Origin of the sequence: Variovorax sp. OV329, from assembly GCF_900114785.1 — a bacterium.
Classification (GTDB): domain Bacteria; phylum Pseudomonadota; class Gammaproteobacteria; order Burkholderiales; family Burkholderiaceae_C; genus Variovorax.
On record NZ_FOUG01000012.1, the window covers coordinates 76,409 to 100,899 of the forward strand.

Genomic DNA, 24,491 nt, shown 5'->3' on the forward strand with positions numbered 1-24,491 from the left:
ATGGAATACGCAGCGCCTTTCTGGCTGCCCGGTGGCAACCTGCAGACGATCTGGTCGGCCATCGCCGCGCGCAGCGTGGCAGGCCCGCCGCCCGACTTCCGGCGCGAGCGCTGGAACACGCCCGATGGCGATTTCATCGACGTCGATTTCCTCAAGACGCCGCCGGCCACGCTCGCGCGGCCGCTGCTGGTGCTCTTCCACGGCCTGGAGGGTTCGTCGCGCAGCCACTATGCGCAGGCCTTCGCGGCCTTTGCCTCGCAGCACGGCATGGACTACGCGGTGCCGCACTTCCGCGGCTGCAGCGGCGAGCTCAACCTGGCGCCGCGCGCCTACCACTCGGGCGACTTCGAGGAGATCGGCTGGATCCTCTCGAAGCTGCGTACCCGCCACGATGCAATGGGTGGCGGCCCGATGCTGGTGGTGGGCGTCTCGCTGGGCGGCAACGCGCTGCTGCGCTGGACCGAGGAAGCCGGCAGCCAGGCGGGCCGCATCGCCAGTGCGGTCGCCTCGGTGAGCGCGCCGGTGGACCTGGCGGCAGGCGGCATGGCGATCGGGCGGGGCTTCAACCGGCTGGTCTACACGCGCATGTTCCTCAACACCATGAAGCCCAAGGCGCTGGCCAAGCTGGCGCAGCACCCCGGCCTGTTCGACCGCGACGAGCTGATGCGCGCGGGCGATCTCTATGCCTTCGACAACGTCTTCACCGCCCCGCTGCATGGCTTCAGGGACACCGACGACTACTGGAAGCGCGGCTCGGCCAAGCCGCACCTGCACGAGATCCGCGTGCCGACGCTGGTGGTCAATGCCCGCAACGACCCCTTCGTTCCCGCGGCCAGCCTGCCGCGCCAGCAGGACGTGGGCGAGTACGTCACGCTGTGGCAGCCGGCGCATGGCGGCCATGTGGGCTTTGCCGCGGGCGTGCCGCCAGGCAACGTCTCCGGCCTGCCGCGTGAAGTCGGCGGCTGGCTCATGAAGCACGCCTGAGCCGCGCTGCGGCGGGCGTGGTCTTTCGCGCCGAGCGCGCATCGCAGGAGCAGAATCAGATCATGGATGACATCGTCAAGCAGGCACTCGCCAAGTGGCCCAACGTCCCGGACTGCTACGGCTGGCTCGGCCTGGATGCGCGCGGCAACTGGTACATGCGCGACGACCGCACGCAGGCGGCGGGCCCTTTCCCGCAAGCCAAGGGCTCGCTGCTGCGGCACGAGAAGCTCATCGACTTCATCCAGCGCAACTATGAGCACGACGACGCCGGCCAGTGGTTCTTCCAGAACGGCCCGCAGCGCGTGTACGTGGAGCTGGAGGCCACGCCCTGGGTCTGGCGCGTGGAGGACGCGGGCGCCAAAGTCAGCACGCACAGCGGCGTGCCGGTGCAGGTCTCGGCCTGCCTGGTGGACGAGAACGGCCGCGTCTACCTCGCCTCGCCCATCGGGCTGGGCGTGGTTCACACGCAAGACATGGAAGCCGCCGCCGATGCCATCGAGCAGGGCCGCTGGAAGCCCGAGACGGTGAATGCGCAGGACCTGCCTGCACACTACGGCTACGTGGCCAGCCCGCAGGCGAAGCAGCCACCGCAGGCGCAGCACAAGGCGGGCCCCGCTTGACGGCACCCTGGCACCAATGCCGCGTGGCACGCTCGCCCTGGCCGGGCGTGCACAGCGTCCGCACCGAGAGCGAGCGCCATTTCGGCAGGCATTGGCACGACACCTTCGGCATCGGCGTGCTGGAGTGGGGCGCACAGCGCTCGGCCAGCGGTCGTGGCGAGGTCGACGCCCGGGCTGGCGACCTGCTCGCGTGCAACCCCGGCGAGGTGCACGACGGCCGGCCGCTGGACGGGCACGCGCGGCGCTGGCGCATGGTTCACTTCGAACGCGAGTTGCTGGCCGCCGCCGCGGGCCGCGACGACATCGAACTCACGCGGCCCGTCATTTGCGACCCGCTGCTCCAGTCCGCGCTGCACCAACTGCTGGGTCGGCTCGAAGCGTGGCGGGCGAAGGACGCCGACACGGCCCTGGAGCGTCTCGCCTGCGAAGAGTCGCTGGCCGCAGTGCTGGGCCGGTTGCTGCAGGCGCACGCCAGCGTTCCGCCGATCGGACCCGATGCCCATGGTCCCGTCGCGAGGGTGCGAGAACGCCTGGCCGACGAGCTGCTGAGCGTGCCCTCCCTCGACGAACTCGCGGCCCTCGCCCAACTGGGCAAGTACCAGCTGCTGCGGCGCTTCACACGCGTCCACGGACTGCCGCCGCATGCCTGGCTGCTGCAGCAACGGGTCGCGCGTGCGCGAGGCGCCATCCGTGCCGGTGCCTCGCTGTCCCAGGCAGCGGCGGACGCCGGCTTTGCGGACCAGAGCCACATGACGCGCGCCTTCGCGCGGCAGCTCGGCTTCACCCCCGGCGCCTGGCAGCGCGCGCAAGCGCAATAGCGTTCAAGACCGCGCGCCACGGTGCGCGCAGACTGATCGGCTCCTTCGCAAGCTCGAGCCGACGATGTCCTTGAATCAGTTCTCCCACGCCGACGAAATCTGGGCCGCTCATCCGGGGCTGGCCGTGCTGGCGCTGCATGTCCGCAGCCTCGCACCGGATGCGAGTGCGCCGGCCGCGCAGATCGCCGCGCTCCACGAGCAGGCGCGCGTCCGCCTCGCTGCCGGCCCGGAGGGCGAGTTTCCCGAGATCCAGGCCTGGCGCCGCGCCTTCTCGCGCATGGGCCTCAAGCCCACGCAGTACCGCTGCGCCGCCGAGTCGCTGCTGCGGCGATTTCGCAAGGACGATGCGCTGCCCGCCCTGCATCCGCTGGTGGATGCCTGCAACGCGGCCTCGCTGGCCCACGCGATTCCGATCGCGGTGTTCGACCTGGCGCAGGTGGACGGCTCGCTGCAGGTGCGGCCGGCGACCGGCGAAGAACGCCACCTCGCTTTCGGCGGGGAGGCCGAACAGCCGGAGCCGGGCGAGGTGGTCTTTGCCGACGAGCAGGGCCATGCCCATGCGCGCCGATGGTGCCACCGGCAGAGCGTCCTCTCGACCGTGCGGCCCGCCACCACCGAGGTCCTGATCGTCGCGGAGGCGATGCACGACGGTGCCTCGCAGGACCTGGACCGCCTGCAGCAGGTGCTGGCCGCGTTGCTGGATGCGCTGGGTGGCCGTGTGCTGGACGCGCGGCGCCTCCAGCGTGCCAGCCCGGCGCTGCCGTTCGCGCGGGCATGAAAAAAGCCGGCCAAGGGCCGGCTTTTCTTGTGCAGCGACGGGCGCTTACTTGGCGGGTGCGGCAGCGGCAGCCGCGGGAGCAGCTGCATCAGGGGCAGCAGCAGCAGCGGGGGCAGCAGCAGCGGGAGCCGCCGCAGCGGCCGGTGCCGCTGCCGGAGCTGCCGCGTCTGCCGACGCTGCGGGCGCCGCACGCTCGGGCACCGGGAACTTGCCGCCGCTGGCGTTGGCCATGAAGACCACCGCACGGCCGATTTCCGTGTCTTCGAAATCGCCGCCACCCTGGGCAGGCATCGCGCCCTTGCCCTTGAGCGCGTGCTCCAGCAGCGTCGCGTAACCCTGGCCGAGGCGAGGGCCCCAGGCGGCGGCGTCGCCCATGTGCGGGGCGCCGGGAATGCCGGGGCTGCCGTGGCAGGTCACGCACTGGGCCTTGAACACGGCCTCGCCGGTGGCGAGTTCGCGGTTGGCGTCGCGGATCTCGATGGACCCGACCTTGGCCAGGCGGGCCGAGACGTCGCGCTCGCGGTCTTTCTGCGAGACGCCGTACAGGCTCATGTCGCCGCCGCTGGCCGCGCCCGAGGGCATGTAGGCCGACACCACGTAGTAGACGAGGGCCACGATGATGAGGATGGGAGCAACGAAGGAAAAGAAGACCGCTATCAGAAGCTGCTTCGGATTCTTGATGGGGCCGGTGTGGGCTTCTTCGGTATGCGCGGCGTCGCTCATGGAGTCCTCAAGTTTTCGATCGGGGGGCTGTCTCGTAAGGGGACCTGAAATCAACCGGGGATTATAGAAGGGCCCCCGGGGCTGCCGCCCTGGGGAAGGCCCTCCTTGTGGCGCCGCGTCAACGGCCAGCTCCGTGACCCCGCTCAGCGCCCCGCCTGCGCCTGGCTCGCCACCGCCTCGCGGCTGACCCAGCCGCCGCCCAGCGCCTTGAAGAGCAGCACCTGGTTCTGCAGCTGCGTCAGGCGCGTCTGCGTGGCCGCCAGCTGGGCCGTGAACAGCGAGCGCTGCGCGTCCTGCAGGTCCAGCGCATTGGCCACGCCGTTGCGGTAGCGCAGGTCCGACAGCTTGAAGCGCGCCTCTTCCGCGGCTGCCGTCTTGCGCAGCGCGTCGAGCTGGTCGCCCAGCGTGGCGCGGCCGGCGAGGGCGTCGGCCACTTCGCGGAAGGCCGTCTGGATCGACTTCTCGTACTGCGCCACCGCGATGTCGCGGTTGGCCCACGCCGAGTCCAGCCGTGCGCTGTTGGCGCCATAGTCGAAGATCGGCAGCACCAGCGAGGGCGCGAAGGACCAGGCCTCGGAGCCGCTCTTGAACAGCCCCGACAGCTCGTTGCTGGCCGTGCCGTAGGTCGCGGTGAGCGAGATGCGCGGGAAGAAGTTGGCCCGTGCCGCGCCGATGTTGGCATTGGTCGCCAGCAACTGCTGCTCGGCCGCGCGGATGTCGGGGCGCTGCTCGAGCATGTCCGAAGGCAGGCCGGCCGGCACGTCGGCCATGGGGCTGACTGCGTCCAGCGCGCCCAGGCCGCCCTTGATGGTGTCGGGCGGCACCGGCGTGCCCAAGAGCAGCGCGAGCGCGTTCTCGTCCTGCATGCGCAGTCGCTGCTGCTGCGCGTAGGTGGCGCGGGCGTTCTCGGCCAGCGACTCGGACAGGCGCAAGTCGATCGCCGAGATCACGCCGTTGTCGAAGCGCAGCTGGGACAGCTTCAGGCCTTCCTGGCGGGTGGCCAGCGTCTCGCGCGTGATCTCCAGCGACTCCTCGTCGGCAATCACCGCCAGCCAGCCGGTGGCGACAGCCGCCACCAGGCTGATCTGCGTCGCCTTGCGCGATTCCTCGGTGGCCAGGTACTGGGCCAGCGACGCGTCCTTCAGGCTCTGGATGCGGCCGAAGAAGTCGATTTCCCACGAGGGGATGCCGACGTTGACGTAGTCGCTTTCGCTCACCGTGTTGCCCAGCAGCGAGGGCCGCTGGCGCGTACCGCCGGCATTGAGGTTGAGGTTGGGCACCTGCGCCGAGCGCGTGATGCGGAACTGCGCCTGTGCCGTCTGGATGTTGAGCACCGCCACGCGCAGGTCGCGGTTGTTCTCCAGCGCGGTGCCGATGAGGCGCGCCAGCCGCGGGTCGGTGAAGTAGTCCTGCCAGGCGATGTTCGCCGTGGCGGGCTGGCCCGCGATCTGCGCCGGGTTGTTCGGGAAGAACTGCGGCACCGGCGCGGCGGGCCGATCGTAGGTCGGGGCCATCGAGCAGCCGGCCAGCAGGACGGCCGCCGCAACGGCGCTGATGTGGGCGAGGGGATTCCTCATTGGCTTCTCGATGTGTTTATTCATAGCGCGGCTCCTCGCCTTCGATGCCGGCGGCGCGCGCGTGGCGCCGGTCGGCGTCATGCTGGCGCGTGCTGCCCTTGAAGAGCGAGCGCACGACCACGAAGAAGACCGGAACGAAGAACACGGCCAGCGCCGTGCCGGTCACCATGCCGCCCAGCACGCCGGTGCCGATGGCACGCTGGCTCGCCGAGCCCGCGCCGGTGGCCAGCACCAGCGGCAGAACGCCCAGACCGAAGGCCAGCGAGGTCATCACGATCGGGCGGAACCGCAGGTGCGCCGCGGCCAGGGCCGACTCGACCACGCCCTTGCCCGAGGCCTGCAGGTCCTTGGCGAACTCGATGATCAGGATGGCGTTCTTCGCTGACAGGCCGATGATGGTGATCAGACCCACCTGGAAGTACACGTCGTTCGAATAGCTGCGCAGCCAGGTGGCCAGCAGCACGCCCAGTACGCCCAGCGGCACCACCAGGATCACCGACAGCGGGATGGTCCAGCTCTCGTACAGCGCGGCCAGGCAGAGGAACACCGCCAGGATCGAGAAGCCGTACAGGATGATGGCCTGCGAGCCGGCGAGCTTTTCCTCGCGCGACTGGCCGGTCCATTCGTAGCCGAAGCCTGCCGGCAGTTGGGCCGCCATCTTTTCCAACTCGGCCATGGCCGCGCCCGAGCTGTAGCCCGGTGCCGCCGCGCCGGCGATGCGCATCGCCGGGTAGCCGTTGTAGCGCACTGTCTGCTGCGCGCCGTTCACCCACTTGGTGATGGCGAAGGCCGACAGCGGCACCGGCTGCCCCTGGCTGTTGGCCGCGTTGAGCTTGAGCAGGTCGTCTGGCTGCATGCGCGCCGGCGCGTCGGCCTGCACCACCACCCGCTGCAGACGGGCCTGGTTCGGGAAGTCGTTGATGTAGGCCGAACCCAGCGAGGTCGACAGCGTCGTGTTGATGGACTCGAAGCTCACGCCCAGCGCGTTCGCCTTGTCGCGGTCGATCACGATCTGCAGCTGCGGCGCGTCTTCCAGGCCGTCGGGTCGCACCTGCGCCAGCAGCGGGCTCTTGCTCGCCATGCCCAGCAGCTGGTTGCGTGCGTTGGTCAGTGCCTCGTGGCCGGCGCCGCTGCGGTCCTGCAGGCGGAAGGTGAAGCCGCTGGCATTGCCCAGCTCGGGGATGGGCGGCGGCGACAGCGGGTAGATGAAGGCATCGCGGATGCCCGAGAGCGCGCCGAAGGCCTTGCCCGCGATGGCGTCCGCCGTCTCGTGCGCGCCCTTGCGCTCGTGCCAGTCCTTGAGCGTCACGAAGGCGAGGCCGGCGTTCTGGCCCTGGCCCGAGAAGCTGAAGCCCATCACCGCCACCATGCTCTGCACTTCGGGCTGCTTGAGGATGTAGCCCTCCACCTGCTGCATCACCGACAGGGTGCGCTCCTTGGTGGCGCCCGGCGGCAGCTGCACGTTCACGATGATGTAGCCCTGGTCTTCCTGCGGCAGGAACGAGGTGGGCAGGCTGCGGAACACGATCACCACGGCGCCCGCGATGGCCGCGTAGATGATCAGGTAGCGCGCCGCGCGGCGCAGGATGCGCGAGACCACGCTTTCATAGCCCTTGGCCGTGCGCGAGAAGCCGCGGTTGAACCAGCCGAAGAAGCCTTTCTTCTCGTGATGGTCGTCGTCCACCGGCTTGAGCAGCGTGGCGCACAGCGCCGGCGTGAGCGACAGCGCCATGAAGGCCGAGAAGGCGATCGAGGCGACCATCACCGCCGAGAACTGGCGGTAGATGTTGCCGGTGGAGCCGGCGAAGAAGGCCAGCGGCACGAACACCGAGATCAGCACCACGGTCACGCCGATGATGGCGCCCGAGATCTGCTTCATGGCCTTGCGTGTGGCTTCCAGCGGCGAGAGCCTTTCCTCCGCCATGATCCGCTCGACGTTCTCCACCACCACGATGGCGTCGTCCACCACGATGCCGATCACCAGCACCATGCCGAACATGGTCAGCACGTTGATCGAGAAGCCCAGCGCCAGCAGCGTGGCGAAGGTGCCCAGCAGGGCAATGGGCACCACGATGGTCGGGATGATGGTGTAGCGCCAGTTCTGCAAAAACAGGAACATCACCACGAACACCAGCGCCACCGCCTCGAACAGCGTCTTCACCACTTCCGTGATGGAGATGTTCACGAAGCGCGAGCTGTCGTAGGGAATGGTCCACTTCACGCCCGGCGGGAAGAACTTCGACAGCTCATCCATCTTGGTGCGGATGGCCTTGGCGGCCGCCAGCGCATTGCCGCTGGGTGCCAGCTGCACGCCCATGCCCACCGCGCTCTTGCCGTTCAGGCGGGCCGAAGTGGAGTAGGTCTGTGCACCCAGCTCGATGCGGGCCACGTCGCGCAGCCGCACGGCCGAGCCGTCGGTGTTGGCGCGCAGCACGATGTTGCCGAACTGCTCCACGTTCGTGAGCTGGCCGTTGACCACCACCGTGGCGGCAATGGCCTGGCCGGGCACGTTGGGCAGGTCGCCGAGCACGCCCGAGGCCACCTGCGCGTTCTGGCCGCGGATGGCCGTGTTCACGTCGGCGGGCGAGAGGTTGTAGCCGCGCAGCTTGGCCGGATCGATCCAGATGCGCATGGCACGCTCGGAGCCGAACAGCTGCACCTGGCCGATGCCGGGCACGCGCTGCAGCTCGGGCACGATGTTGCGCGACGCGTAGTCGCCCAGCGCGGTGTCGTCGATGGCGGCGCTGTCGGAGGACAGCATGGTGAACAGCAGGAAGTTGTTGCGCGACTTGTCCACGCGCACGCCCTGCTGCGTCACCGAAGCCGGCAGGCGCGGGGTGGCGCGCGAGAGGCGGTTCTGCACGTCCACCTGCGCCAGGTCGGAGTTGGTGCCGGTCTCGAAGGTGATGGTGATCGTGCCGGTGCCGTCGGCCTGCGCCACCGACTCCATGTAGATCAGGCCCTGCGCGCCGTTCATCTCTCGTTCGATGACGGCCAGCACGCTGTCTTCCAGCGTCTGGGCGGAAGCGCCGGGATAGGCGACGGTCACCACGATGGCGGGCGGCGCCACGGGCGGGTATTGCGAGATCGGCAGCTGGGTGATGGACACAGCGCCCATCACGATGACGAACAGCGCGATCACCCACGCAAAGATGGGGCGGTCGATGAAGAACTTGGCCATGCGGCGGCGCTCCTTATTGCTTGGCCGCCGGCTCGCCGGCCGCAGGCTTGGCAGGGGAGGCAGCCGCTGCACCGGCCGCGGGCGCTGCGCCGGCGGCGGCAGGCGCAGTTGCGGCAGCCGGTGCGGCCCCGGCGGCCGGTGCGGCGGTGCCAGGCGCCTGCCACGGCACTGCCTTCACGGGCGTGCCCGGCGGCATCATCTGCAGCTTCTGGAAGCCGTCGACCATCACCTGCTCGCCGGCCTTCAGGCCGTCGAGCACCACCCAGCGGTTGTTCTGGCCGGCGCTGATCTTCACGTTGCGGGTGCTGACCTTGCCGTCGGCGCCCACCACCATCAGGCTGTCGCCCTGCTGGGTGCGCGTCACGGCCTGCTGCGGCACGGTGATGGCGTTGGTGACCTGCGCCTGCTCCAGCCGCACGCGCACGTACAGGCCGGGCAGCAGGTTGCCGTTGGCGTTGGGCACTTCGGCGCGCAGCGTGATCTGGCCCGTGGTGGGGTCCACCGTGAGGTCGGAGAACAGCAGCTTGCCTTCCTGCGGGTACTCGGTGCCGTCTTCCAGCACGATCTTCACGCTGGCCGCCTCGCCGCCGCCGGCGCGCTTGAACAGGCCCGCCTCCAGGGCGCGGCGCAGGCGCAGCACGTCGCTGGCCGACTGCGTGAAGTTCACGTACATGGGGTTGATCTGCTGGATCACGGCCAGCTCGGTGGCCTCGCCCTGGCCGACCAAGGCGCCTTCAGTGACCAGCGCGCGGCCGATGCGGCCGGAGATGGGCGCCGTCACGGTCGCGTAGCCCAGGTTGATGCGCGCGGTGGTGAGCGACGCGCGGGCCACGCCAACGTCGGCCTCGGCCTGCTTCCACGCAGCCACGGCGTTGGCGTATTCCTGCTTGCTCACCGCGTTGGCCTCGACCAGCGGCTTGTAGCGCTCGGCCAGCGCCTTGGTCTGCACCACATTGGCCTCGGCGCGCGCCAGGCTGGCCTCGGCGCTGCGCAGGGTGGCCTCGTAAGGCGAAGGGTCGATCTTGAACAGCGGCTGGCCCGCCTTCACATCGCTGCCTTCCTTGAACAGGCGCTGCAGCATGATGCCCGCGGCGCGCGCGCGCACCTGGGCGATGCGCGAGGCCTCGGTGCGGCCGGGCAGCTCGACCAGCAGGCCGACGTCGCCCGGGGTGGCCAGGATCACGCCGACTTCGGGTGCCGGCATCTGACCGCCCCCGCCGCCGTGGGCGCCGGGCGCCTCGCTCTTGCCGCAGGCCGCGATTGCCAAAGCGGCGAGTGCGACGGCGGCCAGGCGCGCCGGGAAGGGAAAGCTGCTGCGAGAAACATCATGCAGTTGAGGCATGCGAATCCTTTGAAGGAGACAGAGAGGAGAAGAACTGAAACGGGCGAATCGCCCGCCGCGGCCGCTCGGGCGCGGGAGGGGAGAAGGGGTCGCCGGAAAAGTCGGCTAGTTTACATACATTCATGGATGTATAGTCACAGCTTCACCCCAGAACAAATCTTTTTTTTCGAGACAACCCACATCATGGTCCGGCGCACCAAGGAAGAGGCACAGGCGACACGCGAGCGCCTGCTGGACGCGGCCGAGCTGCTGTTCCAGGCGCAGGGCGTGTCGCAGACCAGCCTGCAGCAGATCGCCCAGGCCGCCAACGCCACGCGGGGCGCGGTCTACTGGCACTTCAAGGACAAGGCCGACCTGTTCAACGCGATGATGGACCGCGTCACCCTGCCGCTGGAGGACGCCAACCGCGCCTGCATCGTCGCCAGCGGCGACCGGCCGCTGGCGGCGGTGCAAAGCTCGCTCATCGACGCGCTGCGCGTCATCACCACCAACCCGCAGGTGCGCCGCGTGTTCGACATCGCCACCCGCAAGATCGAATACACCGACGAGATGGATTCGGTACGACGTCGCCACCTGGAGTCACGCCAGTTGTTCCTGGTGGAGTTGCAGCGGGCCATGCGCACGGCGGCGCGCCTGGAGGGGCGCAAGCTGCCGATTCCGGCGGCGACGGCGGCGCAGGGCCTACATGCGCTGATTGCCGGGCTGATCGAGGACTGGCTGCTCGACCCCGCGGCATTCGACCTGGTCACGACGGGCAAGCGGGTCTTTCATGTGTATCTGGCGGGGCTGGGGTTCGAGGGCAAGAGCCTGTCGGGCGGCGAGGCGGAAGACGAGGCTGAGCCGGCCATCGTCTGATCGGCGATAATCGCGGTCTGACGTGGCAGCGTTGCGTCAGACCTCTCGCTGTATTTCAACGGATAGAATTCGGCCCTCCGAAGGCTGAGATCCAGGTTCGATTCCTGGCGGCGGGACCAAACTCAAGGCCGGAAGCACGCAAGCTCCCGGCCTTTCCCTTTTAATTTCCGCCGCCATTTGCCCCGATGGCCGCTGGTCATGAGAAGCTTTCTTCCCCATCGGGTAGGCAAGGTCCGACAGGATCTTGCGCGCGAGGCCGCCGGAGTGGCCCACGAAGGCGACAGACACTTCCCCGATCGACAACAACGACGAGAGCTAAGCCATGTCCTTCGCGCTCTACATGATCGGCTTCGTAATCTTCCTGGGCGGCCTCGCCTGGGGCGCCTCGGTGGCCGGGGTTCCTTCGCTGTACATCGGCATCGGTGCGCTGGTCCTTCTGGGAATCGGCATCTTCAGCGCCGTGGGGCGCACCCGCAGCAAAGATCCTTCGTGACGGGTGCGGCGGGCGCGAGGCAACTCAGCCCGCGTCCGCTTCCTTGAGCTGCAGCGCGCGCTCGTAAAGTGCATTGCGCGGCGCGCCGCTGATTTCCGCGGCGAGCCGAACGGCCGTCTTCACCGGCAGTTCCGGCAGCAGCAGCCTCAGCACGCGTTCGCCTTCATCAGCCGTGCCATCCCGCGATGCGCTGGGATGCAGCACCAGCGCGAATTCGCCGCGGGTGCGCTGCTCCTTGGCAGCGAGCCATTCAGACAATTGCGCCGCCGGCACAGTTTCGATTTCCTCGAACTGCTTGGTCAACTCGCGTCCCAGGGTCACGCGGCGTTCACCCAACACGGCCAGCGCGCGCGCAACGGCTTCGATGCGGTGCGGCGCTTCCAGCAGCACCACGGCGCGCGGCTCCTGGGCCAGGCGCTGGATGGCACCATCGCGCTCGGTCGCCTTGGTCGGCAAAAAGCCGGCGAAGACAAAAGCGCTGTAATCGTCCGAGTCAGCCGCCACCAGGCCGGCCGCACTGAGCAGCGTGGTGACGCTGCTCGCCCCGGGTAGCGGCAGCACCCGGTGCCCGGCCGCGCGCACGGCCGCAGCCAGCCGCGCGCCCGGGTCGCTCACGCCGGGCGTGCCGGCATCGCTGACATAGGCGATGCGCTCGCCCTGCGCCAGGCGCGCAACGACCATCTGCGCTGCCTCCGCCTCGTTGTGCTGATGCACCGCCAGCAGCTGCGACCCCTTGCGGTCGATGCCGTAGGCGCGCAGCAGCGACTGGGTGTGGCGCGTGTCCTCGCAGGCCACGGCATCGGCCAGTTCCAGCACATGCAGGGCGCGCAGCGTGACATCCGCCAGGTTGCCGATGGGCGTGGCCACCACGTAGAGCGTGCCCTGCGGATAATCCTGCGAGCCAGCAGCATCGCGCGCGGCCTGCAGCGCGGTGCGAAAAAGAGAAGTGGAGGCGGCTGGCAGATTCAAGATGAACGTTCCCTACAAGAAACACGACAGGGCGGCGGGACGCGGCACGGGCATCTCCGGCCGCATCAGCACCAAGCAGCGCGGCGATGCCGCGGAGGACGCGGCCCTGGAGCACCTGAGCGCCGCGGGCCTTCAGCTCGTGGCGCGCAATTATCGGACGCCGGGGCGCGGTGGCGGCGAGATCGACCTGATCATGCGCGAGCGCGACGGCACCCTGGTCTTCGTCGAGGTGCGCCAGCGGGCCAGCGGCTCGCATGGCGGCGCGGGCGGCAGCATCACCGGGCTCAAGCAGCACCGCATCATCTTCGCCGCGCGCCACTACCTGCAGCGCCTGCGCGTGCTCCCGCCGTGCCGCTTCGACGTCGTGCTGGTCGAAGAGCGGCTGCAATGGCTGAAGGCTGCGTTCGACACAAACTGAAAGACAGGTCGCCGCTATCATGCCGCTCCATGTTCGAGCAACGGATACAGCAGCACTTCATCGACAGCGCCGACCTCAAGTACCAGGCCGGCCCGCTCTTGAGCAAGCCGGTGTCGCTGGCCATGCAGGCGCTGCTGGCCTGTGTCACCAGCGGCGGCAAGATCCTCGCGTGCGGCGCGGGCGTGTCAGGCCTCGTGGCCGCGCATTTCGCCGCCCATTTCGTTGGCCGCTTCGAGCGCGAGCGGCCCGAGCTGGCCGCCGTGTCCCTCGAGCCGGACAGCGCCGATCCGCTGGCCGACACGCCTGAAGCAGCGGATTCCGACCGCTTCGCGCGCCAGGTGCGCGCCCTCGGCCAGGCCGGCGACGTGCTGCTGGCCCTGAGCGCCAGCGGCAATTCGGCCGCCGTGCTCGCCGCCACCGAGGCGGCGCACGAGCGGGAGATGACGGTGGTGGCACTCCTCGGTGGCAATGGTGGCGCGGTGGGCCGCGCGCTGCGCGACACCGACGTCCAGGTTTGCGTGCCGCACGAGCGTGCGGCACGGGTGCACGAGGTGCATCTGCTCACACTGCATTGCCTGTGCGATGGCATCGACGCCCAGTTGCTCGGGGAAGACGCCGGCTGAGCCTGCGCGCGCAGGGCCCTCAGGTGCCGGTGCCCAGCGATGCCTCCGGCGCGGGCCGCAGCGTCGGCGTCCAGGCCATGTGGCAGCTGTTGTGCTCCGAAAGCGGCAGCTCCGAGACGTCCAGCCGCAGGCCGCGCTGGTAGGCCTCCAGTAGCTGCTCCGCGTCCCAGCCCTGGTGCGGGAAGTCGTAGTCCTCGGTCTTCACCGTGTTGAGCGGCAGGTTCATGATGCGCGCCTGCTCCCAGCAGTAGCCCCAGCGCCACTTGAACAAAAACTTGTACTGGCCGATCGCGCCTTCCAGCGAATTGGGCGCCTTGAAGCTGGCCTGCTCGATCACCGGCACCAGGTCCGGCAGCGGCAGCAGGTGGCCATCGAGCGAGGTGGGCAGCGACCAGTCGAGCACGCCCGTGGACCAGCGCCAGCGCGCCAGCGGCTGCTCGCCCAGCGTGGCGCTCTCGAGCTGCGGCGGCTGCGGCTGTTCGATGTTGCCGCGGTTGAAGGAATGGGTGATGTTGCGGCCCAGGCGCAGGCTCAGCACGCCGTCGCGCGCGTCCCATTGCTCCAGAAGGCGCGTGTCCACCGGGTGGATGAAGACGATGTCGTCCACGAAGAAGATCACGTGCCGTGCATTGGACGCCCGCAGCACCGCCAGCAGGTCGGGCTTGAAGGCGCTCTCCGCAATGACGGTCAGCTCCGAGGCGCTGTAGCCGGCAAACACCTCTTCATAGGCCTGACGGTGCGCCTCGGAAGTGGCCCGGTACATGACGGTCAGGGGCAGCGGCGTGGACAGCTGCTGGGCGTAGCTGCGCAGGAACAGTTCCAGCTGGATCGCCCGGTCCTTGGAGAAGACCAGCACCAGCGGCGGTTCGTGGCTGGTGGGCGAAGTCACCAGGCGTGAACCCACCCGGGCCGCAATGGCTCGCGCGGCGGTGAAGGCGCGGCTCACGCAGCAGCTCCCCGTTTCACGGTCGTCGGAACGTCGAGGCGTGGGAGAAGGGCGCGGCGCATGATGCAAACATTAACACTCATTTTCGGGATTTACGAGTCAGCGCCGATCCCGAGTCGGCCGGCGGCCGGATCTGATCCGTTGAACTAAATGCCGTGGGCTAAACTCTTTGGAGCATTCTCTTCATGCAGCACTTCAAGGAAGGAACCACCATATGACGCGCATTCCCGCCCTGCAACGCCTGGCTTTCGCCCTGACCGCGAGCGCAGCCCTGGTGACCGCACTGGGCGGCTGCGTTCCCCTGGCGGTGGGCGCGGGCGCGGTCGGCGCCGGCATGGTGGCCACCGATCGGCGCAGCTCGGGCGCCCAACTGGACGACACCTCCATCGAGGTGCGCGGCGCCTCCCGAATCCGGGACATCGCCAACGACAACATGAACGTGACGGTGATCAGCTACAACCGCCAGGTGCTGCTGATTGGCACGGTGGCCTCCGAGGCCGACAAGAAGCGCGCGGAAGAGGTGGTGTCCAAGGTGGACAACGTGCGAACGGTCTTCAACGAGATCACGGTGGGCGCCGGCAGCAACATCGCCGACCGCTCCAATGACGCCTTCATCACAAGCAAGGTCAAGGCTTCGCTGCTGGACCAGAACGACATCTTCGCCAACACCTTCAAGGTGACCACCGAGCGCGGCGTGGTCTACCTGATGGGCATTGCCAACCGGCGCGAGACCGACCGCGCCACCGAGATCACGCGCGGCGTGGACGGCGTGCGCAAGGTCGTGCGGCTGGTGGAGGTGGTTTCGGACGCCGAGATCAAGGCCGCGACCAGCGGCGGTACCGGCACCACCGGCTCGTCTGCTGCGCCGGCCTCGTCGTCGTCCTCTTCTTCCTCCTCGCGCGTGCCGCTGCCGCCGATGGAGCCGCTGCCTGCAGCCGGCAGCGCCCCGGTGGTCACGCCCGGCGCCACGCCGCCGGCAAGCGGCGGCGCCGTCACCTCACCGGTGCGCTGACGCCAGCCGCCGCCGCTGCGGCGGCGCTTGTCAGCGCAGGCGGGTGATCAGGCTGGAAGTGTCCCAGCGTCGGCCGCCGCCCTGCTGCACCTCGGCATAGAACTGGTCCACCAGCGCAGTCACCGGCAGGCGCGAGCCGTTGCGGCGCGCCTCGTCCAGCACCAGCCCCAGGTCCTTGCGCATCCAGTCCACGGCGAAGCCGAAGTCGAACTTGCCGTCGATCATGGTCTTGCCGCGGTTGTCCATCTGCCAGCTCTGGGCCGCGCCCTTGCCGATCACGGCCAGCACCGACTCCATGTCCAGCCCGGCGCGCTCGCCGAAGGCGATGGCCTCCGACAGGCCCTGCACCAGCCCGGCAATGGCGATCTGGTTGACCATCTTGGCCAGCTGGCCCGAGCCGCTGGCGCCCAGCAGCGTGACGGCGCGCGAATAGGCCTCGGCCACGGGCTTCATGGTCTCGAAGGCGGCCGCGTCGCCGCCGCACATCACCGTCAGCACGCCGTTCTGCGCACCGGCCTCGCCGCCGGACACCGGCGCATCGACGAAGTGCAGGCCGCGCTCCTGGGCCGCCGTAGACAGCTCGCGCGCCACGTCGGCCGAGGCGGTGGTGTGGTCCACGAAGATGGCGCCGGGCTTCATGCCCGCGAAGGCGCCGTTCTCGCCCAGCACCACCGAGCGCAGGTCGTCGTCGTTGCCCACGCAGGCAAAGACGATGTCGGCGCCGGCCACGGCTTCGCGCGGCGTGGCGCCGGCGCGCGGCTTCACCGCCGCATCCGACAGTTCGGCGCACCAGGCAGCGGACTTGCTCGCGGTGCGGTTGTAGACGGCCACGCCGTGCCCGGCGCGCGCCAGGTGCCCGGCCATGGGGTAGCCCATCACGCCCAGGCCCAGGAAGGCGACCGGGCGGGAGGGGACGGGGGAATAGGACTTCGCTTGAATCGTGCTCATCCGCCGAGCTTATCGCGCGGCGGATGAGCCACGAGGGCGCTCAGATGATCGCGAAGTTCTCGGTACCGGCCGCGAGGTCGGTCGACCGGGCGCGCTGGCTGTTGAGCTTGATCTGCAGCCGCAGGTCGTTGGCCGAGTCGGCGTTGCGGATCGCGTCCTCGAAGGTGATCGCGTGGTTCTCGAACAGGTCGAACAGCGCCTGGTCGAAGGTCTGCATGCCCAGGTTGCGGCTCTTCTTCATGATCTCCTTGATCTCGCCCACCTCGCCCTTGAAGATCATGTCGGCGATGAGCGGCGTGTTCAGGAGAATCTCCACCGCCGCCACGCGTCCGCGCCCGTCCTGCGTCGGAATCAGGCGCTGCGACACCAGCGAGCGCAGGTTCAGCGACAGGTCCATCAGCAGCTGCGCGCGCCGCTCTTCCGGGAAGAAGTTGATGATCCGGTCCAGCGCCTGGTTGGCGCTGTTGGCGTGCAGCGTGGCCATGCACAGGTGGCCGGTCTCGGCGAAGGCCACCGCGTGCTCCATGGTCTCGCGGTCGCGGATTTCGCCCATCAGGATCACGTCGGGTGCCTGGCGCAGCGTGTTCTTCAGCGCCGCTTCCCAGCTGTCGGTGTCGATGCCCACCTCGCGCTGCGTCACCACGCAGTTCTTGTGCGGATGAACGAATTCCACCGGGTCTTCCACCGTGACGATGTGGCCCTGCGAGTTCTCGTTGCGCCAGTCGATCATGGCGGCCAGCGTGGTCGACTTGCCCGAGCCGGTGGCACCCACCAGGATGGTCAGGCCGCGCTTGGTCATCGACACGTCCTTGAGCACCTGGGGCATGCCCAGGCCGTCGATGGTCGGCAGCTTGGCCGGGATGGTCCGCAGCACCATGCCCACCTTGCCCTGCTGCACGAAGGAATTGACGCGGAAGCGCCCGATGCCCGTGGGCGAGATGGCGAAGTTGCACTCCTTGGTGCGCTCGAACTCGGCCATCTGGCGGTCGTTCATCACCGAGCGGGTGAGGGCCAGCGTGTGCTGCGCGCCCAGCGGCTGCTGCGACACCTTGGTCACCTTGCCGTCCACCTTGATGGCCGGCGGGAAGTCGGCGGTGATGAACAGGTCGCTGCCGTTGCGGCTGACCATCAGCTTGAGCAGGTCGTTGATGAACTGGCTGGCCTGATCGCGTTCCATGGTGGCTGTCTCCGAAATCTAAAAAGCCGGCGGGGCTCTGATCAGCCCGGGAAGTTTTCCGGGATCTTGGCCTTGCCGCGTGCTTCGGCAGGCGAGATCACGTTGCGGCGCACCAGGTCGGTCAGGTTCTGGTCCAGGGTCTGCATGCCCTGGCCGCTGCCGGTCTGGATGGAAGAGTACATCTGCGCCACCTTGGCCTCGCGGATGAGGTTGCGGATGGCCGGGGTGCCCAGCATGATCTCGTGCGCCGCCACGCGGCCCTGGCCGTCCTTGGTCTTGCACAGCGTCTGCGAGATGACGGCCTGCAGCGACTCCGACAGCATGGCGCGGATCATTTCCTTTTCCTCGCCCGGGAACACGTCGATGATCCGGTCGATGGTCTTGGCGGCCGACGAGGTGTGCAGCGTGCCGAACACCAGGTGGCCCGTTTCCGCGGCGGTCATGGCCAGGCGGATGGTTTCCAGGTCGCGCAGCTCGCCCACCAGGATCGCGTCCGGGTCTTCCCGCAGCGCCGAGCGCAGCGCGTTGGAGAACGAGAGGGTCATCGGACCCACCTCGCGCTGGTTGATCAGGCACTTCTTCGATTCGTGCACGAACTCGATCGGGTCTTCCACCGTGAGGATGTGGCCGTACTCGGTCTCGTTGAGGTAGTTGATCATCGCCGCCAGCGTGGTCGACTTGCCCGAGCCCGTGGGGCCGGTCACCAGCACCAGGCCGCGCGGCTTGAGCGCCAGGTCGCCGAAGATCTTGGGCGCGTTGAGCTGCTCCAGCGAGAGGATCTTGGACGGAATGGTCCGGAACACCGCCGCGGCGCCGCGCGCCTGGTTGAAGGCGTTCACGCGGAAGCGCGCCAGGCCGTCGATCTCGAAGGAGAAGTCGACTTCCAGGAACTCTTCGTAGTGCTTGCGGTGCGTGTCGCTCATGATGTCGTACACCATGGCATGCACCGCCTTGTGGTCCAGCGGGTCCACGTTGATGCGGCGCACGTCGCCGTGAACCCGGATCATGGGCGGCAGGCCGGCCGACAGGTGAAGGTCCGATGCCTTGTTCTTGACGCTGAAAGCGAGCAGTTGGGTAATGTCCACGAAGACCCTCGACCGGTAGGCGTTGTTGACGTCAGGCTAAAGTCTTAGTGACGTTTTGATACGAATTCGAAAGATTATGACGACGATTGGCGACAAGCTCCAGCAAGTCCGCACGCGAATCGAAACTGCGTGCGCGGCATGTGGACGAGATGCATCGAGTGTGCGCTTGTTGGCAGTTTCCAAGACCTTCCCGGAAGCAGCGTTGCGAGAAGCCCACGCCGCCGGGCTGCGCAGCTTCGGCGAGAACTACGTCCAGGAGGGCGTGGCCAAGATCCAGGCCCTGGCCGACCTGCGCGCCAGCATCGAATGGCACTGCATCGGCCCGCTGCAGAGCAACAAGACCCGGCCGGTGGCCGAGCACTTCGACTGGGTACACAGCGTCGACCGCCTGAAGATTGCCCAGCGCCTGAGCGAGCAGCGCCCCGCCGGCATGGCGCCGCTGCAGGTCTGCCTGCAAGTCAACGTGGACGGCGGCGCCAACAAGTCGGGCGTGCCGCCGGCCGAGGCGCTGGCGCTGGCGCGGCAGGTGGCGCAGCTGCCCCGAGTGCAGTTGCGCGGCATCATGGCCATTCCCGAGCCGGCCGAGGGCTTCGAGGCGCAGCGCGAGTTGTTCCTGCGCGCCACAGCCCTTTTCGACGAGATGCGTGCCGCCGGACTGCCGGTGGACGTGCTGTCGATGGGCATGAGCGGTGACCTGGAAGCCGCGATTGCGGCGGGCAGCACCATGGTGCGGGTGGGCACGGCCATCTTTGGCGGACGCAGCTACGCATAGCGCGTTCAAGATCGCCTTCTTCTTGATTCGAGGCGTTGTCCGACGCGCTGTCGCGCCGCCGCGCGCTCGCACGCCGAGCCGTTGACGCCCACACTGTCGGCCATGCAGCCTGGCCGTCGTCCGCCTTCGTACCTTCGAGGCCACGCCCCGCTAGCGAGGGCGCTGGTGGCGCTGGGCTGCGCCATCCTGGCAGCGGGCTGTGACATGGGCAAGCCGGAGCCGCCTTACAAGGATCCGCCACCGAACCAGCGCATCAAGAGCCAGCAGGTGCTGATGGTGCAACTTGCGTGCAGCAGCGGGGCCGGGCAGTTCGCGGCGACTTGAGCGCAACCGCTCCCAGGAATGGCGGAAATCGCCGGTGTAGGTTTCTCAGTCACTCTTGAAACGCGTCCACGCGATGTGTGCGACGCGATAGGCGTAGTAGCTTGCGACGAGCGCCAAGGCGCCACACTGGGCGATCTTGGAGACCGAGTGGTCGAAACGGTAGGCGACATATCGCTCGTAGGCCGACATGGCAAGTAGCCCCGCTGCGACCGCGCTCAAGATCATTGATAAGACCGGCCTTTTTCTGCTTTGCATGGATCGACTCCCTTTGGAACACTCTCCTTTTAGGTGAGGCGAGGAAGAAGCGTTACCGGGCGCATCGCTCATCGTTCCGGATTTTTCCCTGCTGCAGATACTGGCTCAACATTCCGGCGCCTATGCCGGAGGAGCGCTGCTATTGGGGGGTCAGAAAGGCGCTCGTGGTCCTCAAGCAGTCGCTCGAGGCGAAGATTTCTTCGCATTGAGCCAAACGCTCGGGTGTCTATTCGAAGATCTCGAGCAGCACGCCTCGCGCCCATTGGTGGAAGGCGGAGGTCTCGTGGCGCTGGTGCCAGAACAGCTCGATAACCCGCGCCGTTGCCTCCAGCGGCACCGGGACCTGCTTCAGCCCGCTCATGCGCGGCGGGTCCAGGTTTCTGGACCACGGCAGCACCGCGATCAGGTCGGACTGCCGCACGGCGTCATAGGCAGCCGAATAGTGGTTGACCGTGGCCACCAGGTTGCGCTTGAGGCCATGGCTGCGCAGGAAGATGTCGTAGCTGGGCAGCGTCTTGCCCGCCAGGCTCACGTCGACATGGCGCGCGGCCAGGAAGCGCTTCAGCGGCAGTTTCTTGAACTGCGCCAGCGGATGGCCCGAGCGCATCACGCAGACGAAGCGGGGTGACCACAGGGCGCGCGATTTCAGGAACGACGGCCGGTGGACCTCGTCGGCAAAGACGCTGATGGCGAAGTCGGCCTGGCTGTTGGCCAGCACGGGGCCGAAGTCCACCAGCGTGTTCGGAATCGTGTGGACCTGCACCGACGGCGCCAGCACCGCCAGCCGCTTTTCCAGCCGCGGGACGACGATGCTGGCCACGTAGTCCGACATCGAGATGCCGAGCGTCGCGCTGCTTTGCGTGGCATCGAAGCGGTCCGGCTCCAGCGTACCGCGCACGATCTGCAGCGACTGCGCCAGCGGCCCCCACAGGTCGATGGCCCGGCGCGTCGGCTTGATGCCCGCGCCGCTGCGCACGAAGAGGCGGTCGTCGTAGGTCTCGCGCAAACGCCGCAGGGCGTTGCTCACAGTGGGCTGCGTGAGCGAGAGCTTCTGGGCTGCGCGCGTGACGTTGCCTTCGGTCATGAGGGCCTCGAACACCTTCAGCAGGTTGAGGTCGGCGCTGCGGTAGCTGGTGCCCATGCTTCATTCAGGGGAAGAATGAACACCATAGTAACTATAAATTTTTCTCTATGGATCGCTGAACGTACATTGCCCCGGCGCGCAAATCATTTCAATAAACGACGCTCAGGGACAAGACTTCAAATGACCATGCTCTCGGCTCGAATCGAGCGCCTGCCTTTTTCCGGCTTTCATCGCCGGATGCTTCTGGTGGGTGGCTTGGGCTACTCCTTCGACGCCATGGATGCGGCCGTGATCGCATTCGTGCTTCCGGTGCTCCGCACCGCCTGGCACCTCGACAGCGTGCAGATCGGCGTTCTGGCCAGCGCCAACTTCATCGGCTTCTTCTTCGGCGCTCTTGCGGCCGGCTCGCTGGGCGACCTCATCGGCCGGCGCAAGGTGATGATGTGGGCGCTCGCGGTCTACTGCGTCGCCTCCTTCATCAGTGCATTCGTCAATGACTGGACCAGCTTCCTGGGCCTGCGCATCGTCGCGGGGCTGGGCACCGGCGCCGAGAGCGTGATCATCGCGCCCTACCTGTCGGAATTCGTGGCGCGGCGCTACAGGGGGGCCTTCACGGGCGCATTGGCCGGCTTCTTCTCCTTCGGCTTCGTGGCGGCGGCCCTGCTGGGCTACCTGATCGTGCCGCTGCATCCCGAGGGCTGGCGCATCGTCATCCTGATCACCGCCACGCCGGTGCTGATGCTGCTGTGGTGGCGCCGCGTGCTGCCGGAGTCTCCCCGCTGGCTCGAGAGCCAGGGCCGCATCGCGCAAGCCGATGCCGTCATGGACGCGGTGGAGGCCGAAGTCGTCCAGCGCGGCCACGCGCTGCCGCCGGTGGACGAGCGCGACGTCGCGGCGCCCCCGCCCAGCCACAGCCGCGGCAGCGTCTGGAAGAACTACGCCACGCTGCTCTCGCCCGGCCACTTGCGCATCACCGGCATGACCTGGCTCATGTGGCTGTCCATCACCTTCAGCTACTACGCCTTCTTCACCTGGATTCCGAGCCTGCTGGTGCAAAGCGGCATGACCATCACCAAGAGCTTCGGCTACTCGCTGGTGATGTACCTGGCGCAGGTGCCGGGCTACTTCTCGGCTGCATGGTTCAACGAGCGCATCGGGCGGCAAGCCACCATCGCCGTCTACATGCTGATGGGCGGGCTGTCGGCCTTGGGCATGGCCAACGCGCACGGCGACGCGCAGATCATGGCGGCGGGGGTGCTGCTGTCCTTCTTCATGAACGGCACCTACGCGGGCGTCTACGCCTACACGCCGGAGGTGTTCCCGACCCAGGTGCGCACCACCGGCGCCGGCATGGCCTCGGCGGTGGGCCGCATCGGCGGCATCACGGCGCCGATCCTGGTGGGCTTCATCTATCCCAAGCTGGGCTTCGGCGGCGTCTTCGGCGCCACGACGACCGTGCTGCTGATGGGCGCGGCGGCAGTGATGCTGCTGGGCATTCCGACGCGCGGCCGTTCGCTGGAAGACATCGCCGCCGGCAAGGGCGCCTGACCACCCCCCCATCGCATGAGCAACTCCAATCCCATCGACCTGCTGTCGGCCGTGGCCCACGCGCACGACGACGAATCCCAGCCCCTGGCCACCTTCGGGGCCATCGACAGCGCGTTGGCCAACGCGATCGGCCATCGCCTCTTCACGATCCTGGTGCACCACCGGGCGCAGCGCGAATCCGAACGCATCTACAGCAACATGCCGCAGGCCTATCCCGTGCAGGGGCGCAAGGCCATCACCGACTCGCCCTGGATGCAGCGCGTGATGGTGCAGGGCCTGCCCTACATCGGCCGCAACGCGGCTGACCTGCGCGAGGTCTTCTTCGACCACGAACTGATCCTGTCGCTCGGCTGCCGCAGCGTGTTGAACGTGCCGCTGCGCTGGCGGGGGCAGACGCAGGGGACGCTCAACCTCCTGCACGAGGAGGGCTGGTACCACAACCACCATGTCGCCCTGGCCACGGTCTACGCACAGCTCGCGCTGCCGGCCGTGATGGCGCATTCGCTGGAAGCGTGAACCCCACAACCGGAATCGACCCATGACATCCACCGCCACTCTCTTCAAGAACGCTGCGCTGCTGGACCCCCTGCTGGGCAAGCTCCAGGAGCACCGCGACATCCTCGTCGAGGATGGCAAGGTCAAGGAGATCGCCGACCGGCCGATCCACAGCAGCAGCGCCCGGGTCATCGACGTCGCCGGGCGGACCGTGATGCCCGGCCTCATCGACCTGCACGTGCACGTCATCGCCGTCGAACTCGACCTGTCGCGGCAGATCCGCATGCCCAACGTGCTGGTCACCCTGCGCAGCGTGCCTATCCTGCGCGGCATGCTGAGGCGGGGCTTCACGACCGTTCGCGACGCCGGCGGCGCCGGCCACGCGTTCAAGCAGGCGGTGGAATCGGGCCTGGCGCAGGGCCCGCGGCTCTTCGTGTCCGGGCGGGCGCTCAGCCAGACGGGCGGCCATGGCGACATGCGGGCGAGGACCGACTACATCCCCAGCGATCCGGCCTGCTCCTGCGTGCGGGTAGGGGCGCTGGCACGCGTGGCCGACGGCGTGGATGCGGTGCGCAGGGCGGCGCGCGAAGAACTGCAGATGGGTGCCGACCAGATCAAGATCATGGCCTCCGGCGGCGTGGCATCACCCACGGATCCGGTGGGTGCCTTCGGCTACAGCGAGGAGGAGATCCGCGCCGTCGTGGAAGAAGCCAGTGGCCGTGGCACTTACGTTCTCGCGCATGCGTACACCGCGGCTGCCATCGCCCGGGCGGTGCGCTGCGGCGTGCGCACCATCGAGCACGGCAACCTGGTGGATACCGCCACCGCCACGCAGATGGCCGAGGCGGGCGCCTATGTGGTGCCCACCCTGATCACCTACGACGCCCTGGCCGGCGAGGGCGGGCGCTTCGGCCTGCCTGCCGAGAGCATCGCCAAGGTGGCGAGCGTGCGCGAGGCGGGCCTGCGCTCGCTGGAGATCTACCGGGCGGCCGGGGTGAAGATGGGTTTCGGCTCCGACCTGCTGGGCCAGTCGCAGCGGCTGCAGAGCGACGAGTTCCGGCTGCGCGCCAGCGTGCTGCCGGCGGCCGAAGTGCTGGCCAGCGCGACCATCGTGGGCGCCGAGGTGCTGGGCATGAGCGATCGCCTGGGCCGCCTGGTGCCCGGCGCGCTGGCCGATCTGCTGGTGGTCGATGGCAACCCGCTGGAAGACATCGACTGCCTGCTGGGGCAGGGCGAGCACATACCGCTGGTCATGAAGGAAGGGATGATCGAGTTCAACGACCTTCCCTGATGGCGCCCGCTCCGGCGATGGGACGCCCGGACATCGCCTGGAAAAGCGCTCATTGGCTGGAATTCGAGGCCGCGTAGGGCGCTCTCCGACAGGGAGGATGGCGCCAGACCGACAGCCTGCGCCACGCGGCTGCCGGTCCAATCGGAGGCGAGGCCTCCTGCGAGCGGCCGACA

The 24,491-nt window shown here is 68.3% G+C and carries 25 protein-coding genes and 1 tRNA gene; 15 read left to right on the forward strand and 11 right to left on the reverse strand.

Translation table 11 applies throughout. The annotated features are described in order from the left end of the window. The 4 genes from BM345_RS19585 to BM345_RS19600 all read left to right on the forward strand — a co-directional run bounded on the left by BM345_RS19585 (window position 1) and on the right by BM345_RS19600 (window position 3,200). Window positions 1–984, forward strand: coding sequence for a YheT family hydrolase (locus BM345_RS19585; RefSeq protein ID WP_093382372.1), 984 nt, complete (start codon window positions 1–3; stop codon window positions 982–984). A gap of 62 nt (window positions 985–1,046) precedes the next feature. Beyond that, the gene (locus BM345_RS19590) at window positions 1,047–1,604 is read left to right on the forward strand and encodes a DUF2946 family protein (RefSeq protein WP_093382669.1); all 558 of its coding nucleotides are present in this window, start codon (window positions 1,047–1,049) and stop codon (window positions 1,602–1,604) included. Further along, the gene (locus BM345_RS19595) at window positions 1,601–2,422 is read left to right on the forward strand and encodes an AraC family transcriptional regulator (protein ID WP_093382375.1); all 822 of its coding nucleotides are present in this window, start codon (window positions 1,601–1,603) and stop codon (window positions 2,420–2,422) included. Before BM345_RS19590 ends, BM345_RS19595 begins: the two co-directional genes overlap by 4 nt. A 64-nt stretch (window positions 2,423–2,486) precedes the next feature. Beyond that, window positions 2,487–3,200: a B3/B4 domain-containing protein gene (locus BM345_RS19600; protein WP_093382377.1), complete on the forward strand. Its 714-nt coding sequence runs from the start codon at window positions 2,487–2,489 to the stop codon at window positions 3,198–3,200. A 45-nt stretch (window positions 3,201–3,245) separates the two neighbouring features. Here the strand turns inward: BM345_RS19600 and BM345_RS19605 are convergent, their stop codons facing one another. The 4 genes from BM345_RS19605 to BM345_RS19620 all read right to left on the reverse strand — a co-directional run bounded on the left by BM345_RS19605 (window position 3,246) and on the right by BM345_RS19620 (window position 10,023). Continuing rightward, window positions 3,246–3,923, reverse strand: coding sequence for a c-type cytochrome (locus tag BM345_RS19605; protein WP_093382381.1), 678 nt, complete (start codon window positions 3,921–3,923; stop codon window positions 3,246–3,248). Window positions 3,924–4,066: 143 nt separating this feature from the next. Next, on the reverse strand, window positions 4,067–5,500 hold the full coding sequence (locus BM345_RS19610) for an efflux transporter outer membrane subunit (protein WP_254789826.1): 1,434 nt from the start codon (window positions 5,498–5,500) through the stop codon (window positions 4,067–4,069). Window positions 5,501–5,516: 16 nt separating this feature from the next. Then, window positions 5,517–8,681, reverse strand: a complete 3,165-nt coding sequence (locus tag BM345_RS19615; RefSeq protein ID WP_093382386.1) for an efflux RND transporter permease subunit — start codon at window positions 8,679–8,681, stop codon at window positions 5,517–5,519. A gap of 13 nt (window positions 8,682–8,694) precedes the next feature. Then, window positions 8,695–10,023: an efflux RND transporter periplasmic adaptor subunit gene (locus BM345_RS19620; RefSeq protein ID WP_093382389.1), complete on the reverse strand. Its 1,329-nt coding sequence runs from the start codon at window positions 10,021–10,023 to the stop codon at window positions 8,695–8,697. Between the two features lie 183 nt (window positions 10,024–10,206). Between BM345_RS19620 and BM345_RS19625 the strand changes: the two genes are divergently transcribed. The 3 genes from BM345_RS19625 to BM345_RS30195 all read left to right on the forward strand — a co-directional run bounded on the left by BM345_RS19625 (window position 10,207) and on the right by BM345_RS30195 (window position 11,371). Beyond that, window positions 10,207–10,878: a TetR family transcriptional regulator gene (locus tag BM345_RS19625; RefSeq protein ID WP_175545077.1), complete on the forward strand. Its 672-nt coding sequence runs from the start codon at window positions 10,207–10,209 to the stop codon at window positions 10,876–10,878. Between the two features lie 44 nt (window positions 10,879–10,922). Next, window positions 10,923–10,997 (forward strand) — tRNA-Arg (locus BM345_RS19630). Between the two features lie 203 nt (window positions 10,998–11,200). Continuing rightward, window positions 11,201–11,371: a hypothetical protein gene (locus BM345_RS30195; protein ID WP_175545078.1), complete on the forward strand. Its 171-nt coding sequence runs from the start codon at window positions 11,201–11,203 to the stop codon at window positions 11,369–11,371. A 24-nt stretch (window positions 11,372–11,395) separates the two neighbouring features. Here BM345_RS30195 and rsmI read toward each other — a convergent pair whose 3' ends face one another. Continuing rightward, complete coding sequence (rsmI, locus tag BM345_RS19635; RefSeq protein ID WP_254789838.1) at window positions 11,396–12,334, reverse strand: 16S rRNA (cytidine(1402)-2'-O)-methyltransferase; 939 nt, start codon at window positions 12,332–12,334, stop codon at window positions 11,396–11,398. 7 nt (window positions 12,335–12,341) lie between these two features. Here rsmI and BM345_RS19640 point away from each other — a divergent pair, with 7 nt between their 5' ends. Next, a complete protein-coding gene (locus BM345_RS19640) occupies window positions 12,342–12,758 on the forward strand; it encodes a YraN family protein (RefSeq protein WP_093382392.1) in 417 nt (138 codons plus the stop codon). Window positions 12,759–12,787: 29 nt separating this feature from the next. Beyond that, window positions 12,788–13,381 carry an SIS domain-containing protein gene (locus BM345_RS19645; RefSeq protein ID WP_093382395.1) on the forward strand — a complete coding sequence of 198 codons (594 nt, stop codon included), beginning with the start codon at window positions 12,788–12,790 and terminating at the stop codon, window positions 13,379–13,381. A gap of 19 nt (window positions 13,382–13,400) precedes the next feature. Here BM345_RS19645 and BM345_RS19650 read toward each other — a convergent pair whose 3' ends face one another. Further along, window positions 13,401–14,327: a hypothetical protein gene (locus BM345_RS19650; protein WP_093382397.1), complete on the reverse strand. Its 927-nt coding sequence runs from the start codon at window positions 14,325–14,327 to the stop codon at window positions 13,401–13,403. A 214-nt stretch (window positions 14,328–14,541) separates the two neighbouring features. Here BM345_RS19650 and BM345_RS19655 point away from each other — a divergent pair, with 214 nt between their 5' ends. Next, the gene (locus BM345_RS19655) at window positions 14,542–15,339 is read left to right on the forward strand and encodes a BON domain-containing protein (RefSeq protein WP_093382399.1); all 798 of its coding nucleotides are present in this window, start codon (window positions 14,542–14,544) and stop codon (window positions 15,337–15,339) included. A gap of 30 nt (window positions 15,340–15,369) precedes the next feature. Here BM345_RS19655 and BM345_RS19660 read toward each other — a convergent pair whose 3' ends face one another. Genes BM345_RS19660 through BM345_RS19670 form a run of 3 tightly spaced genes read right to left on the reverse strand, consistent with a single transcriptional unit; the run spans window position 15,370 to window position 18,549 of the window. After that, entirely contained in the window at window positions 15,370–16,287 is a 918-nt protein-coding gene (locus tag BM345_RS19660) for an NAD(P)-dependent oxidoreductase (protein ID WP_093382402.1), read from the reverse strand. Between the two features lie 40 nt (window positions 16,288–16,327). Beyond that, on the reverse strand, window positions 16,328–17,464 hold the full coding sequence (locus tag BM345_RS19665; protein ID WP_093382404.1) for a PilT/PilU family type 4a pilus ATPase: 1,137 nt from the start codon (window positions 17,462–17,464) through the stop codon (window positions 16,328–16,330). A 41-nt stretch (window positions 17,465–17,505) separates the two neighbouring features. Further along, entirely contained in the window at window positions 17,506–18,549 is a 1,044-nt protein-coding gene (locus BM345_RS19670) for a type IV pilus twitching motility protein PilT (protein WP_093382407.1), read from the reverse strand. 76 nt (window positions 18,550–18,625) lie between these two features. Here BM345_RS19670 and BM345_RS19675 point away from each other — a divergent pair, with 76 nt between their 5' ends. Then, window positions 18,626–19,321 (forward strand): YggS family pyridoxal phosphate-dependent enzyme, encoded by a 696-nt coding sequence (locus tag BM345_RS19675; protein ID WP_093382410.1) that lies wholly within the window; start codon window positions 18,626–18,628, stop codon window positions 19,319–19,321. A gap of 102 nt (window positions 19,322–19,423) precedes the next feature. Continuing rightward, a complete protein-coding gene (locus BM345_RS29770; RefSeq protein ID WP_139237565.1) occupies window positions 19,424–19,645 on the forward strand; it encodes a hypothetical protein in 222 nt (73 codons plus the stop codon). A 45-nt stretch (window positions 19,646–19,690) separates the two neighbouring features. Here the strand turns inward: BM345_RS29770 and BM345_RS19680 are convergent, their stop codons facing one another. Together BM345_RS19680 and BM345_RS19685 are read right to left on the reverse strand one after the other, a co-directional pair. Continuing rightward, window positions 19,691–19,900 carry a hypothetical protein gene (locus BM345_RS19680; protein WP_139237566.1) on the reverse strand — a complete coding sequence of 70 codons (210 nt, stop codon included), beginning with the start codon at window positions 19,898–19,900 and terminating at the stop codon, window positions 19,691–19,693. A 226-nt stretch (window positions 19,901–20,126) separates the two neighbouring features. After that, complete coding sequence (locus tag BM345_RS19685) at window positions 20,127–21,041, reverse strand: LysR family transcriptional regulator (protein WP_093382415.1); 915 nt, start codon at window positions 21,039–21,041, stop codon at window positions 20,127–20,129. 123 nt (window positions 21,042–21,164) lie between these two features. Between BM345_RS19685 and BM345_RS19690 the strand changes: the two genes are divergently transcribed. The 3 genes from BM345_RS19690 to BM345_RS19700 are packed head-to-tail and all read left to right on the forward strand — an operon-like array spanning window position 21,165 to window position 24,318. Next, entirely contained in the window at window positions 21,165–22,532 is a 1,368-nt protein-coding gene (locus BM345_RS19690) for an MFS transporter (protein ID WP_093382418.1), read from the forward strand. Window positions 22,533–22,547: 15 nt separating this feature from the next. Further along, complete coding sequence (locus BM345_RS19695; RefSeq protein ID WP_093382422.1) at window positions 22,548–23,048, forward strand: GAF domain-containing protein; 501 nt, start codon at window positions 22,548–22,550, stop codon at window positions 23,046–23,048. Window positions 23,049–23,070: 22 nt separating this feature from the next. After that, window positions 23,071–24,318: a metal-dependent hydrolase family protein gene (locus BM345_RS19700; protein WP_093382425.1), complete on the forward strand. Its 1,248-nt coding sequence runs from the start codon at window positions 23,071–23,073 to the stop codon at window positions 24,316–24,318. Window positions 24,319–24,491 lie beyond the last annotated feature (173 nt).